General features: G+C 67.3%; 13 protein-coding genes and 1 riboswitch. Of the genes, 7 read left to right on the top strand and 6 right to left on the bottom strand.

The features are described from left to right. Positions 1-1,779, top strand: a 1,779-nt coding sequence (locus tag WAZ62_RS14130; protein WP_422644177.1) for a carboxyl transferase domain-containing protein, incomplete at its 5' end; no start/stop codon positions are given. A gap of 237 nt (positions 1,780-2,016) precedes the next feature. On the opposite strand, the gene WAZ62_RS14125 is transcribed toward WAZ62_RS14130, so the two are convergent. Further along, entirely contained in the window at positions 2,017-2,292 is a 276-nt protein-coding gene (locus tag WAZ62_RS14125) for a hypothetical protein (RefSeq protein ID WP_422644176.1), read from the bottom strand. Positions 2,293-2,372: 80 nt separating this feature from the next. Between WAZ62_RS14125 and WAZ62_RS14120 the strand changes: the two genes are divergently transcribed. Further along, on the top strand, positions 2,373-3,071 hold the full coding sequence (locus tag WAZ62_RS14120; protein ID WP_422644175.1) for an SDR family oxidoreductase: 699 nt from the start codon (positions 2,373-2,375) through the stop codon (positions 3,069-3,071). A 7-nt stretch (positions 3,072-3,078) separates the two neighbouring features. Here WAZ62_RS14120 and WAZ62_RS14115 read toward each other — a convergent pair whose 3' ends face one another. Together WAZ62_RS14115 and WAZ62_RS14110 are read right to left on the bottom strand one after the other, a co-directional pair. After that, positions 3,079-3,807 (bottom strand): tRNA-uridine aminocarboxypropyltransferase, encoded by a 729-nt coding sequence (locus WAZ62_RS14115; protein ID WP_422644174.1) that lies wholly within the window; start codon positions 3,805-3,807, stop codon positions 3,079-3,081. A 59-nt stretch (positions 3,808-3,866) separates the two neighbouring features. Further along, positions 3,867-4,784 carry a phytanoyl-CoA dioxygenase family protein gene (locus WAZ62_RS14110; protein WP_422644173.1) on the bottom strand — a complete coding sequence of 306 codons (918 nt, stop codon included), beginning with the start codon at positions 4,782-4,784 and terminating at the stop codon, positions 3,867-3,869. A 166-nt stretch (positions 4,785-4,950) separates the two neighbouring features. Continuing rightward, a riboswitch (glycine riboswitch) is annotated at positions 4,951-5,040 on the top strand. A gap of 142 nt (positions 5,041-5,182) precedes the next feature. Between WAZ62_RS14110 and gcvT the strand changes: the two genes are divergently transcribed. The 5 genes from gcvT to WAZ62_RS14085 all read left to right on the top strand — a co-directional run bounded on the left by gcvT (position 5,183) and on the right by WAZ62_RS14085 (position 10,566). Then, entirely contained in the window at positions 5,183-6,334 is a 1,152-nt protein-coding gene (gene gcvT, locus WAZ62_RS14105) for a glycine cleavage system aminomethyltransferase GcvT (protein ID WP_422644172.1), read from the top strand. 9 nt (positions 6,335-6,343) lie between these two features. Then, positions 6,344-6,718, top strand: a complete 375-nt coding sequence (gcvH, locus tag WAZ62_RS14100) for a glycine cleavage system protein GcvH (RefSeq protein WP_422644171.1) — start codon at positions 6,344-6,346, stop codon at positions 6,716-6,718. Positions 6,719-6,733: 15 nt separating this feature from the next. Further along, positions 6,734-8,080, top strand: a complete 1,347-nt coding sequence (gene gcvPA, locus WAZ62_RS14095; RefSeq protein ID WP_422644170.1) for an aminomethyl-transferring glycine dehydrogenase subunit GcvPA — start codon at positions 6,734-6,736, stop codon at positions 8,078-8,080. Further along, positions 8,080-9,630 (top strand): aminomethyl-transferring glycine dehydrogenase subunit GcvPB, encoded by a 1,551-nt coding sequence (gene gcvPB, locus WAZ62_RS14090; protein WP_422644178.1) that lies wholly within the window; start codon positions 8,080-8,082, stop codon positions 9,628-9,630. Before gcvPA ends, gcvPB begins: the two co-directional genes overlap by 1 nt. Before the next feature lie 93 nt (positions 9,631-9,723). After that, a complete protein-coding gene (locus WAZ62_RS14085; protein WP_422644169.1) occupies positions 9,724-10,566 on the top strand; it encodes a TonB family protein in 843 nt (280 codons plus the stop codon). A 20-nt stretch (positions 10,567-10,586) separates the two neighbouring features. Here the strand turns inward: WAZ62_RS14085 and WAZ62_RS14080 are convergent, their stop codons facing one another. From WAZ62_RS14080 to phnF, 3 genes are all read right to left on the bottom strand, one after another. Further along, positions 10,587-11,168, bottom strand: coding sequence for a hypothetical protein (locus WAZ62_RS14080; protein WP_422644168.1), 582 nt, complete (start codon positions 11,166-11,168; stop codon positions 10,587-10,589). A 212-nt stretch (positions 11,169-11,380) separates the two neighbouring features. Next, positions 11,381-12,571: an alpha-D-ribose 1-methylphosphonate 5-triphosphate diphosphatase gene (locus WAZ62_RS14075; protein WP_422644167.1), complete on the bottom strand. Its 1,191-nt coding sequence runs from the start codon at positions 12,569-12,571 to the stop codon at positions 11,381-11,383. Between the two features lie 252 nt (positions 12,572-12,823). Then, positions 12,824-13,561, bottom strand: coding sequence for a phosphonate metabolism transcriptional regulator PhnF (phnF, locus tag WAZ62_RS14070; protein ID WP_422644166.1), 738 nt, complete (start codon positions 13,559-13,561; stop codon positions 12,824-12,826). Positions 13,562-13,700: the final 139 nt, after the last annotated feature.

The raw sequence follows: 13,700 nt of genomic DNA, 5'->3' as shown, positions 1-13,700 counted from the left end.
GGGACCGAGGCGGTGGCGGCGCCCCTGTCGGGACGCATCGTCGCCTTCGAGGTGGCGGAAGGGGCCGGCATCGCCGCCGGCCAGAGCCTTGCCATCCTCGAAGCGATGAAGATGGAACATGTGGTGAAGGCGCCCTTCGCCGGCATCATCCGCCGCCATGGCGGCGCCGAAGGCGAGACCATCGCCGAAGGCGCGGCCCTCGCCTTCATCGAGCCCGCCGCCGTCGAAGGCGCGGTCGCGGGCGAGGTCGGGGTGGTCGATCCCGACCATATCCGCCCGGATCTCGCCGAGGTGATCGCCCGCCATGCGCCGGGCCTCGACGCCAACCGCCCGGCGGCGGTCGCCCGGCGCGCCAGGACCAACCAGCGCACCGCCCGCGCCAATGTCGAGGACCTGTGCGATCCCGGCAGTTTCAACGAATATGGCGCCCTGCTGCTGCCCGCCCAGCGCAGGCGCCGCGGCCTCGACGATCTGATCGAGAACGGCCCGGCCGACGGGTTGATCGCCGGCACCGGCACGGTCAATGCCGCCGAGATGGGCGCGGAAGCCGCCCGCACCATGGTGATCGCCTATGATTACACGGTGATGGCCGGCACCCAGGGCATGATGAATCACAAGAAGACCGACCGGGTGCTGCACCTCGCCGAGGAATGGCGCCTGCCCCTGGTGCTCTTCGCCGAGGGCGGCGGCGGGCGGCCGGGCGATACCGACTGGGTGGGTGTCGCCGGCCTCGACGTGCCGACCTTCGCCAGTTTCGCCCGCCTGTCGGGCAAGGTGCCGATGGTTGGCATCGTCTCAGGTTACAGTTTCGCCGGCAATGCCGCGCTTCTCGGCTGCTGCGATCTGATCGTCGCGACCGAGAATGCCTCCTTCGGCATGGCGGGTCCGGCGATGATCGAGGGCGGCGGCCTCGGCAGCTTCCGGCCGGAGGAGGTGGGGCCGGTCGCCATGCAATGGGCCAATGGCAATATCGACCTGCGCGTCGCGGACGAGGCGGCGGCGGTCGCGGCGACGAAACGCCTGCTCGGCCAGTTCCAGGGCGTCTCGCCGGTCTGGCAGGCGGCGGACCAGCGGGAACTGCGCCATGTCGTGCCCGAGAACCGCCTGCGGGTCTATGACATCCGCAAGGCGATCGCGCTGTTGTGCGATACCGGCAGCGTCATGGAACTGCGCGGCGGCTTCGGACGGGGCATGATCACGGCCCTTGTCCGCATCGAAGGCAAACCCTTCGGCCTCATCGCCAACGACCCCACGCATCTGGGCGGCGCGGTCGATGCCCCGGCGGCGGAAAAGGGCGCGCGCTTTCTGAAACTGTGCGAGGCAAGGCGCCTGCCGGTGATCAGCCTCGTCGATACCCCGGGCTTCATGGTCGGCCCGCCTTGCGAGGCCGAGGGCATGGTACGGAAGGCCGCCGATCTCTTCATCGCCGGCGCCAATCTGACCGTGCCGGTGATGGCGATCGTGCTGCGGAAAGGTTACGGCCTCGGCGCCCAGGCCATGACGGCGGGCTCGTTCCACCGGCCGCTCTTCACCATCGCTTGGCCGTCCGGCGAATTCGGCGGCATGGGCCTGGAGGGCGCGGTCCGCCTCGGCTACCGCCGCGAACTGGAAGCGGCGGGCGATCCCGTGGAACAGAAAGCCCTGTTCGACAGGCTGGTCGCCCAGCAATACGCGAGTGGCAAGGCCATCAACATGGCCTCCTTCGGCGAGATCGACGCGGTGATCGACCCGGCCGAAACGCGGGCCTGGATTCTGCGGGGGCTTGGCTCTGCGGCCTGATGGACGTGGTCCTGATCTCGTCGTCCCGGCGAAGGCCGAGACCTCGCGACGAGAAGGCGCCCTCTCCTGGTCGAGGTCCCGGCCTTCGCCGGGACGACGAGGGAGGAAATATAAAGACGTTTCGCAAGCGTTGTCGGAGCTGGTCTAGTGTCTAAGTGTCAGACATGACATGGGCGCGCTCATGGTCTTGCGCCATAGTAATCTTCAAGATTGCTTCAGTGGTTGCCGAACTGCTGATTATGCATCTCGCAACTTGCCACAGCGCGGGCACTCGCCATCGGTGGCCAAATCCAATTGTTCCTTCATCACTGGCATAAGATCTGCACGCGTCCAGTAGGTTCCGTCACGCCTTGAGATAGTGGTGGCGAGGGCGTAGGCGTGCCGCTCGGCATCGGCATTTCCGAGGCGCATGATGATATCCTTGTGGGCGAGGCAAGCCTCAAGGGCACCAGCCTTGAACAGGGCAACGCGGGCAGCGGTCTCTAAATCATCTGCGTAGTCGCTCGCACTCATAGCTGACCTCCATGGTTTTAAGTAAACACTACGCTTCAAGGGGGGGAGCATGGAAAGTTCATCGCGGCAGGGAGACGGATGTGGACAAGGTAGCGATCATCACGGCGGGCGGCAGCGGCATGGGCGCCGCGGCGGCCCGGCGTCTGGCGGAGGAAGGCTTCAAGGTTGCCATTCTTTCGCCCTCGGGCAAGGGCGAACAGCTGGCGGCGGAGCTCGGCGGGTTCGGCGTCACCGGCTCCAATCAGTCGGGGGATGATCTGGCCCGGCTTGTCGGTACGGTCATGGCGCGCTGGGGCCGCATCGATGCTCTGGTCAACAGCGCCGGCCATGGTCCGCGCGGTGGCATCCTCGACCTGACCGACGAGGACTGGCACCTCGGCATGGATACCTATCTGCTGGGCGCGGTCCGGCCGACCCGGCTGGTGACGCCGATCATGCAGGCGCAGAAGGGCGGCGCCATCGTCAATATCTCGAGCTTCGCCGCTTTCGAGCCGGATCCGGCCTTTCCGACCTCCGCCGTGTTCCGGGCCGGCCTCGCCAGTTTCACCAAGCTGTTCTCGGACAAATATGCCGCCGACAACATCCGCATGAACAACGTTCTGCCCGGCTTCATCGACAGTTTCCCGGCAAAGCCGGAAATCGAGGCCCGCATCCCCCTCGGCCGCTACGGCAAGGTCGAGGAAGTGGCCGAACTGATCGCCCTTCTGGCCAGCGCGCGCGGGGCCTATATCACCGGCCAGAACATCCGCATCGACGGCGGCGTCACCCGTTCTGTTTAGGGGCGCCTCAGGCGCCCGTCCGTTTCGGGCCGGCGGGGCGCTTGGTGCCCGGTCGGCGGCGCCAGTCGCGCTTGGGCTGGGCTTCCTTGTGGGCGGCCAGCAGTTTCTCGAAACTGGCGCGCATCGGTGCTTCCAGCCCCGGGTTCTTTTCGAGGCGCGCGAGCAGCAGGGCGGCGGATTCGAGGGTGGAGAGGGCCTCTTTGCGGGGCTCCTTCCGCTGGCGGCCGTAAGCGCTCGGGGTTGCCGGGTTGAGCACGAGGCGGCGGCACTTCAGGACCCAGGGGTTGCGCCACCACAGGGTCTTGGCCTGCGACCAGCTGCCGTCCAGCAGGATGACGCCATCGATGCCGGAAAGCTCCGCCTTCTGGTCGGGCAGGGGCTGGCTCTTGGCATCGACCGCGACCACTTCGCGCCCTTCGGGCATGTCGGCCATGGCGGCGGAGCCCAGATAAAGGATCGCCCAGCGGCCGGGATCGACCGGCCGACCGAGGGCCTTGGCCAGGCTCGGCCACGACAAGCCGATCTTCACCTGTGCCTTCTGCAGATGCAGGGCGGCGAGACGGGCGGTGCCGAGGGGTTCGGTCTTTTCCTGCGGATACTGGAGGATCAGCAGCTCGATCCGGTTGGGCATCGGCTCGATCCCCTCGCAGATGCAAAGGGGCGGGCGCTTGCCGCAGCGGGGGCAGGGCTCGGGCAGGGCGGGATCGATGGGCTTTTCGGCGGGGGCGTCGGTCATGATGGCGCGGATCATGCCGTATCGCGGCGGCGCCGTCACGCTTTGCCGGATAAGGCGGCTCAGCGCCGGATCAGGCCGAAGGGCCAGGGCCGCACGCTGCCGTACAGAGCGAGACGCTGGGTGCCCGGCACGGCGTCGCCCCGGCGATGAAAGCCCAGGGTGTCGGCCATGACCAGGCTGTTGGCGGGCACGGTGACGGAAACCGGCGGCGGCAGGCCGAGGCCGGCAAGTTCCTCCGCCTCGATGCGAAAGGCCCCCTCGGTCCCGATGATGCCGACTTTCCGCGCGGCGCTGGCGCGGATCGCCCGCATCTCTTCCCATGCCAGCCGGGCCGGGGTCAGGCGATGGCTGCCGGGGACATAGACGAAGGGGCCGTCGTCCGCCGTGACGGCGTCGATGAAATACCAGAACTTGATATTGCTGAAGAATGTGTCGCGGTGCAGGACCTTCTGATCGTCCGGGGTGCGCGTCTCGTCGCCGTTCACGGTCAGATAGAGGCGGATGTTCCGGGGCGGGATCGCCGCGCCAAGGCGGGAGCGGGCAAGGGCGGCCAGGCGCGGCGATCGGGTGAAGGCGGCCAGGGCGGGGCTTTGTCCCCGCTCGATCCGGACGAAGCGGTTGAGGGTGCCGCCATCGAAGCGGTCGAAGCCCCAGGGCGCTTTCCGCCGGGCGCCGAAGCCGCGGGCTTCGTTGGCGGGGATGGGGGTGTGGGCTTCACTGGCGGCCAGGCGGGCTCTTGCCTCGTCGGCAATGGTGGCGAAAGCGTCCGGCGGCAGGAAATCCGGCACGACGACGAACCCCTGTTCGGCGAAGGATCTTGTGTGTTCGTCTTCCGGGATCCGGCACTGGGCACGGCGCAGACGGGCGCAGAAATCCGCCGCCGTCATGCGCCGACGATGCAGCCCCCGGTCGTTCAGGCCGGCATGGGCGATCCAGCGGTCCTCGAAACTCTTCGTCGATGTCAGGATCGACCACATGGCGATCTCCAGCCTCCCTCGGGTGACCGGTCCTGTCTTATCACGAAGCCGCCGAGGATGGGCAGCCACACCGGCGCCTTTTCGCGCGCGGCCGCGTGTCCGCCATTGACGGGTGATATGCGGTCCCTATTCTGTCGGGGTCGGGACCGCCGAATCCCGACAGTATTTACCCCTTGAGGGAGAGACCGGGCCACACCCCGGCGCCGAAGGAGCAACCGCCCCGGAAACTCTCAGGCAAACGGACCGCAGGGGGGACGGCACTCTGGAAAGCAGGGGCGACGGCGCGATGCCGGCGCGACCTCACCCAAGGGGTAAGCCGATGGACGGGCTCTTCACCGCCATCCGGTCAATCTCTCAGGTTCTCCGACAGAGGGGGCGGTCCGGGCCATCTTGCCCGGATGGCACCTCATATCCGGAGATCCCCCTTGGGCCATGACGACGACCTGAAATACACGCCGCTTTATGACCTGCACCTCGAACTCGGGGGCAAGATGGTGCCTTTCGCCGGCTATGCCATGCCGGTGCAATATCCCTCGGGCATTCTCGCCGAACACAAGGCGACCCGGGAGGGCGCGGGCCTGTTCGATGTCTCCCATATGGGCCAGGCCTATCTCGAGGGGCCGGAGGTCGCCGCGCTGATCGAGACCCTGGTGCCCGGCGACATCAAGGAGCTGAAGCCGGGGCAGATCCGCTACAGCCTCCTCATGGCGGACGACGGCGGCATTCTCGACGATCTGATGATCACGCGGCCCGTGGACGACGCGGATGGCACCCGCCTGTTCCTCGTCGTCAATGCCGCCTGCAAGGATCAGGATTTCGCCCATATCGCGGCACGGCTGGCGGGTCGGGCGGTGCTCACCCGGCTCGACGACCGCGCCTTGCTGGCGTTGCAGGGGCCGAAGGCGGCGGCGCTGATGGCGGGCCTTGGCCCTGCGGCTAACGACCTGACCTTCATGACCGCGGCGCCGGTCGATATCGCCGGCATTCCCTGCCTCGTTTCCCGCTCGGGCTATACCGGCGAGGATGGCTACGAGATTTCCGTGCCGGCCGACCGCGCGGTGGGGCTTGCCCGGGCCCTGCTGGCGGCGGGGGCCGCGCCCATCGGCCTTGGCGCCCGCGACAGCCTGCGCCTCGAGGCCGGGCTCTGCCTCTATGGCCATGATATCGACACGAGCACCGATCCCATCGAAGCCTCGCTCGCCTGGGTGGTGCCGAAGCGCCGCCGGGAGGAAGCGAATTTCCCCGGTGCCGCGCGGGTGCTGGCCGCGCTTCGCGACGGCGTTACGCGAAAGCGCGTCGGCATCAAGCCGCTGGGCCGTGCCCCGGCGCGGGAAGGCACCGTGGTCGCCATGTCCGGCGGCGGCGATCCGGTCGGCATCGTGACCTCGGGCGGTTTCGGCCCGACGGTGGAAGGCCCCATCGCCATGGGCTATGTCCCGCCCGAACTCGCCAAACCCGGCACGAAAATCGACCTCCTGGTGCGCGGCAAGCCGCTGCCCGCCGAGGTTTGCGCGCTTCCCTTCACTCCCCATCGCTACGCCAAGGCTTGAGAGATCGACATGACCGTGAAATTTACCAAGGACCACGAGTGGATCGCCGTCTCCGGCACGACCGGCCGGGTGGGCATCACGACTTACGCGCAAGGCCAGCTGGGCGACCTCGTCTATGTCGAGGTGCCGGCGATCGGCAAGGCGCTGACCAAGGGCGGCGAGGCGGCGGTGGTCGAATCCGTGAAGGCGGCGTCGGAAGTCTATGCCCCGGTCTCGGGCAAGGTGACGGCGGCCAATGACGCGCTTTCGGACGCGCCCGAGACGGTGAACGCCGATGCCGAAGGCGAAGGCTGGCTCTACGAGATGGAGATCGCCGATCCGGCCGAACTGGGCGATCTGATGGACCGGGCGGCCTATGACGCCTTCATCGAAACCCTGCACTGATCCGGGGGCGGTTCCATGCGTTACCTGCCCCTGACCGGGGACGACCGCGCCGAGATGCTGGCGGCGATCGGCGCCCCCTCGGTCGATGATCTGTTCCGCGACGTGCCGGAAGCGGCGCGCCTGTCCGCACCCGTGGACCTGCCCTGTCACCTCGGCGAATTCGAGGTGGAACAGGCGATTTCCGCCATGGCGGCGAAAAGCCGGCATTCGGGCGTCATGGCCAGTTTCCTCGGCGCCGGCGCCTATCGCCACCATATCCCGGCGGCGGTCGACCACCTGATCCAGCGTTCGGAATTCCTCACTTCCTACACGCCCTATCAGCCGGAAATCGCCCAAGGCACGCTGCAGTATCTGTTCGAGTTCCAGACCCAGGTCGCGCTGCTGACCGGCATGGAGGTCGCCAATGCCTCGATGTACGACGGCTCGACCGCCTGCGCCGAGGCGGTGGAAATGGCGCGGCGCATCACCGGGCGTCACCGCGTCGTGCTCTCGGGCAATCTTCATCCCCATTATGCCGAAGTGATCCATACGCTCGCCGCCCTGCACGGGACCGAGGTGGTCTCGAAGCCGGCGGCGCCGGCGGGCGAGGGGGATCTGGCGGGCGATGTCGACGGCGAGACTGCCTGCATCGTCGTCCAGTATCCGGATGTCTTCGGCCATGTCCGCGATTTCACCGCCCTCGCCAGGGCGGCGCAAGCCGCGGGCGCGCTGCTCATCGTCGCCGTGACCGAGGTGGTCGCGCTCGGCGCGCTGGTGCCGCCGGGGGCCATGGGCGCCGATATCGTCGTGGGCGAAGGGCAGGGGCTGGGCGTTGGCCTGCAATATGGCGGGCCCTACCTCGGTCTCTTCGCCGCGCGCGCCAAATTCGTGCGCCAGATGCCGGGGCGTCTGTGTGGCGAGACGGTGGATGCGACGGGGCGTCGCGGCTTCGTGCTCACCCTGTCGACCCGCGAGCAGCATATCCGGCGGGAAAAGGCGACCTCGAACATCTGTACCAATTCGGGGCTCTGTTCGCTGGCCTTCACCATCCATCTCTCCCTGCTGGGCGAGGCGGGGCTGGTGAAACTGGCGGCGCTCAATCACGCGCGGGCGGTCACGCTCGCTGATGCGCTGGCCGGCGTTGCCGGGGTCGAGGTGCTGAACGAGAGCTTCTTCAACGAATTCACCCTGCGCCTGCCGAAGGCGGCGGCGCCCGTGGTGGAGGCGCTCGTCGCGCGCGGCATCCTCGGCGGCGTGCCGGGGGCGCGGCTGTGGCCGGGCGATCCCACGGCGGACAATCTGCTGATCGTGGCCGCGACCGAAACCAACAGCGAGGCGGAAATAAACGCCTTCGCCAAGACTCTCGCCGAGGTGCTGGCATGATGAACCGTCAGGGCAGGCCCAGCACCCCGGGCGACGCGTCTTCGGGCGCGGTCGATACCGTGCTCGGCCATCGCGGCCTCGATCACGAGGAAGCGCTGATCTTCGAACAGGGGCAGGCGGGGCGCAGCGGCGTCGACCTGCCGGATGTACCCGTGGTGACGAGCCGCCTCGGCACCCTCGCCCGTAAAGGCCCGATCGGCCTGCCCGGCCTGTCCGAGCCGCAGGTGGTGCGCCATTACGTCCGCCTGTCGCGGCGGAATTACGCCATCGACATGGGGCTCTATCCGCTCGGCTCCTGCACCATGAAGCACAACCCGCGCCTGAACGAGAAACTGGCGCGGTTGCCGGGCTTCGCCGATCTGCACCCGCTCGCCCCGCTGTCGACGACGGAAGGCGCGCTCGAGGTCATGGGCGTGCTCGCCCATTGGCTGAAGGTGCTGACCGGGATGCCGGCGGTGGCGCTGACCCCCAAGGCCGGCGCCCATGGCGAGCTGTGCGGCATCATGGCGATCCGCGCCGCCCATGTCGCCAAGGGCGATGGCGAGACGCGGAAACGCATCCTCGTGCCAGAAAGCGCCCATGGCACCAATCCGGCGACCGCCGCCTATTGCGGCTTCACCGTCGATCCGGTGCCGGCGACGGCGGACGGCCGGGTCGACCTCGCCGCGCTGAAGGCGAAGCTGGGGCCGGACGTCGCCGCCATCATGCTGACCAACCCCAATACTTGCGGGCTGTTCGAGCGTGATATCAGGGAAATTGCCGAGGCCGTTCATGGGGTTGGCGGCTATTTCTACTGTGACGGGGCGAATTTCAACGCCATCGTCGGCCGGGTGCGGCCGGGCGATCTCGGCGTCGATGCAATGCACATCAACCTGCACAAGACATTCTCGACCCCGCATGGCGGCGGCGGACCCGGCGCGGGACCGGTCGTCCTGTCGGCGGCGCTGGCGCCTTTCGCGCCCTTGCCCTGGGTCGTCGAGAAGGATGGCCGCTTCGAACTGGTCGAGGACGACAAGGGCCAGAGCTTCGGCCGCATGGCCGCCTTCAACGGCCAGATGGGCATGTTCAGCCGCGCCCTCGCCTATATGATGAGCCATGGCGCCGACGGCCTGGCGCAGGCAGCGAGCGATGCCGTGCTCTCGGCCAATTACATCCAGGCGCGCCTGTCCGATGTGATGACGGCGTCCTTCGAAGGCCCCTGTATGCACGAGGCGCTGTTCGACGACCGTTTCCTGAAGGACACGGGCGTCACCACCCTCGACTTCGCCAAGGCGATGATCGACGAGGGCTATCATCCGATGACCATGTATTTCCCGCTGGTCGTCCATGGCGCGATGCTGATCGAGCCGACGGAATCGGAATCGAAGGAAAGCCTCGACGAATTCATCGCCGTGATGCGCCACCTTGCGGAAAGCGCCAGGGCGGGCGAGGTGGAGCGCTTCACCGGCGCCCCGCATTATGCCCCGCGCCGCCGCCTCGACGAGACCCTGGCCGCGCGAAAGCCCGTGCTGCGCTGGACTCCGCCGGCCCCGGCCAGGGCGGCGGAATAACCGCGTCAAACCGCCCCGGTCACCGGCCGGGGCGGTTCTATACTCGTCTGAGTTATGAATTTGTGCGATCATGCCACCGAAGCGGGGGTGCGCATGATCTCTCTGAAGCCATGTGTCGTTGCGGCGTGTGTTGTCTTCTCTCTCGCCTGCGGCGGCGCTGCCTGCGCCGATGGCGGGAAGAAAGCGGCATTGCCGACAGGGACAAGCCTCGAGAAATCGCCGTCACCCGACGAATACAGACTGCGGGCCGCATGGGTGGACGAGGTCACGACGTATATACGTGACGCGCTGGTGTCTGCCAGCGGCGCCGACTCGGCCGATCGGATCGGCACCGTCACGCTCGAACTCATCGTCAGTCGCTTCGGCGGAATCCGTGAGTGCAGGGTCCTGACCGGCAGCGGCGACAGCGCTCTCGACGATCACGCGGTGAAGACGGTCTGCCCATTGGAATTGCCGCCCATGCCGCCGGGCCTGACCATCGGGAAGGCCCAACTCAGCCTGCCCCTCATTTTCCATGGGGTGCAGCCGCCGGAAGTCGTGCGTCCGCAGGACTGGAGCATCGGCGCGGATAAAAAAGAAATCCTGGGCTTTGGCTACATCATTTCCGTGAATGACGTCCCGGGCGATCCCATGGCGGAGGACCCCCTGATGAAAGGCTGGGTGGATGAGTTCGTAAAGCTTCTGCGGCACACGCTCGTCTATCCGCCGCGCGCCCGGATCGCCCGGCCCAGCGGCACCGTGGTCGTCGAATTCACGGTGGAAGCAACGGGCAAGGTCAAGGACTGCATTTTGGCGGGCAAAAGCGGCAGCGACACGCTCGACAACTACATGATGGAAACGATCTGCGACCTTCAAATGCCGCCCATTCCCGCGGATCTCGGTGTCAGCGAGGTCCGCCTGCGGCTGCCGCAACATTTTGAGTTCAGGCAGTATTGAGCCACGCTGCGTGACATGGTCTAGGACGCCGCGCACGGGCGCCGCCCTCGAAGTCGCCAGGTGATGACGGCGGCGAGGATGCCGGTGACGATGCCGCCGGCGGGGCCCAGGAAGAACAGCACGCCCATGCTGGTCGCGCCTTCGCGGTCGAAGAAAGCCGTCGCCTCGGACCAGATCATGTAACCGAGGACGATGGCGAGATAACCGGCGATCCAGCCGCCGATGAAGCCGAGCACGGACAGCAGGAAGCGCCCGCCGTTCTGGCCCCGGTGTTGCACCGGCTGGGAGAGGGCGGGAAAGCCGGGCGGCGGCGGGATTGCGCGATCGTGGCCTTCGGTGATCACCAGATGCTCCGGCCCGAAAGCCCGATAGATCGCGGCCAGCGCCTCGGGCACCTCGCCGATCCGCGTCTTGTCGATGAGCGAGACCATGAATTTCGCCTGGGCCGCGATACCGAATTCCCGGGCGATCTCCGCGTCGAAGAATTGCAGCCGGTTCGCGGGGTGGACCTGAAGCATCGGATGCTCGCGCCGCAGCCGCGCCAGCAGCGCCTCCGTCTGGTCGGGGGGAAGCGCGGAATGCCCGAAATAGTCGATGGCCACGATGACGATCCGATTGCCGATGGGGGTGCAGGATTACCCCCATGATGATAACGGCGCGGTGACGCCGGTCACAGCCTCGCCAGTCTCCCTCTCCGCCCTTCAGGGGGGAGAGGGCCGGGGTGAGGTGGGTCGGGACGGTGCGCGGGCGGATCAGGACGGTGTTTCCCTCCTCACCCACCCCTCTCCTCCCGGGAGGAGAGGGCCTTTTCCGATCAGAACCCCGCCGCCAGTTGCCTTGTGGCCTGGAACACCGGCCGGCCCGCGACGATGGTGGCCATGACGCGGGGCAGGGCGGGCTGTTCGTCGTCGACGAGGACGAAATCGGCGCGGGCGCCGGGGCGGATGCTGCCCCGGTCGGTCATGCCGGCGGCGCTGGCGGGATTGGCCGAGATCAGCGCCCAGGCCTTGTGAAAGGGCAGCACGCCTTCGCGGGCGAGGCGGAAGGCGGCGTGGAGCAGGGCGGGGTAGTAATAGTCGGAGGCGAGGATCTGGCACATGCCCTGTTCGATCATCGGCGTCGCCCCGATCGAGCCGTTGTGGCTGCCGCCGCGCATCACGTTGGGCGCGCCCAGCACGATGGGATCGCCGAGGTCGCGGGCCTTGGCCGCCGCCTCCACCGTCTTGGGGAATTCGCTGATGCCGCAGCCGAGGCCATGGAACTGCTGGCGCATCAGGGCCGATTCATCGTCGTGGCTGGCGCTGGCGATACGCGCCGTCGCCGCCGCCCGGGCGAGGCGGCGGTTCGCGTCGGGCACTTCGCCGCGCCGCTCCCACACCCGGCGGAGCAGGGCGGTGAAATCCTCGACCGAGAGCTGGGCGCGCTCGGCATATTTCTGCAGCCGGACCGGCGTGTTGATGCGGGCGTGGATCTCGGGCGTGTGGTCGTTGAAGGCGAGCAGGCGGACGCTGCCCTCGGCCAGCCATTCGATGATCTCGTCGACCGCGTCGAGATTGAAGGTCTCGTGGCGCAGGTGGATATGGGTGTCGGCGGCGAGGCGGGGCTTCATCGTGGTGATGGTGTCGCGCAGGCGGTACGCCATCTCGCGCCCGCGCAGGCCCGGCTCCCACGACCAGGTGATGGCGTGGAAGGCCGTGGTGATGCCGTTGCCGACGACCTGGAGATCGGTTTCCTGCAGCGCGACGGCGAGCGAGACCTCGACCCCCGGGCGCGGCATGATCTGCCGCTCAAAGGCGTCGCCATGGAGGTCGACGATGCCGGGCAGCACCAGAAGGCCCCGGGCGTCGATGACGTGATGGGCGCAGAATCCCGTCGCCCTGGTCGGTCCCGCGATCTTGCCGCCCTCGATGGCGAGCGAACCTTCCTCGATCGTACCGTCGGGCCAGAGAATGCGGCCCCCCCTGATTTCGACGCGCATCGGCGTGTCCGCTCCAAAGCTGTTCATGGTCGACCCTATCGGCTTTGAGTTGCAGGGTGGTGACAAAAGACGGCGCTTTGAAACCCTGCGTCACGAAATCCGATCAGGCGCGGGCTTGGCATGAGTTCATACAAAGTATTGGAAATCATGGGTTTATATGGATGGATTTTCGCATTCATCCATATTCATGCGTCTTTCCTTAACCGGGCCGTCACGAAAATATCATTCTAGTCGTCTAGATGTATCGGGGCCGGCGCGAGGCCGGCGGGAATCCCGATGTCAGGCTTCATTTTCCAGCACGAACTGCACCCGGGGGCCGGAGAAGCGGCTGTAGCCGAATTCGATGGCGACGCCGGCGCGGTCGATGTTGATGGCCTCGGTGACGAGGATCGGCTGGTTGCGCGGCTGCTGGAGCAGATGGGCATCCGCCTGGTCGGGCATCTGCGCCATGATCCGTGTAATCTTCCGCGTGTAGTCGTCGATGCCGCGTTCCGACAGGGCCTTCGTTATGGAACCGAGGCGGCGGTAATCCTCGATAATGCCGTCGAAGCGGGATTTCGGGAAATAATGGGCGCCGACGCTCATGGCGCGGCCATCGGCGAAGGACAGGGTTTCCAGCAGGATGACGGGTTTCCCGGCACGAATACCGAGGGCCTTGGCGATGCGGGCCGGCGCCGGCATCTCGATCCCGCGCAGGAAGGTGGAGCCGGGCGTCCGATCCATCTTGCGCAGGTTTTCCGACAGGCGGATGCGCTGGCCGAGGGCGTAATCGATCACATCCTCGGCGACGAAAGTGCCGCGGCCCTGTTCGATGCGGACGGCGCCCGCCTCCTGCAAGGCGGCGACGGCGCGGCGCAGCGTGTGGCGGTTGACCCGGAAACGGGCGGCGAGCACGGCTTCCGGCGGCAATTGCTCGCCGGGTTTCACCACGCCGCGAGCGATCTCGTCCTGCAGGGCGCGCGCGATCTGCGCCCAGATGGCGAGGCCCCGGCCCCTCTCGGTCTCGACCACTGTCACGATAGATCCCCCTTGCTGGCCCGCTTGCCCGGGGGCATCATAGATACATCTAGACGACTAGACAATATGGCGATTGCGCGATGACGACGGATGACATGACCGAAGAACGCCGGCGCTGGCTCGCCGTGCTGGCCCGGGC

It is taken from the genome of Zavarzinia sp. (assembly GCF_049306435.1).
Taxonomy (GTDB): Bacteria; Pseudomonadota; Alphaproteobacteria; order Zavarziniales; family Zavarziniaceae; genus Zavarzinia.
This window is presented reverse-complemented; position numbering and strand designations above follow the sequence as displayed.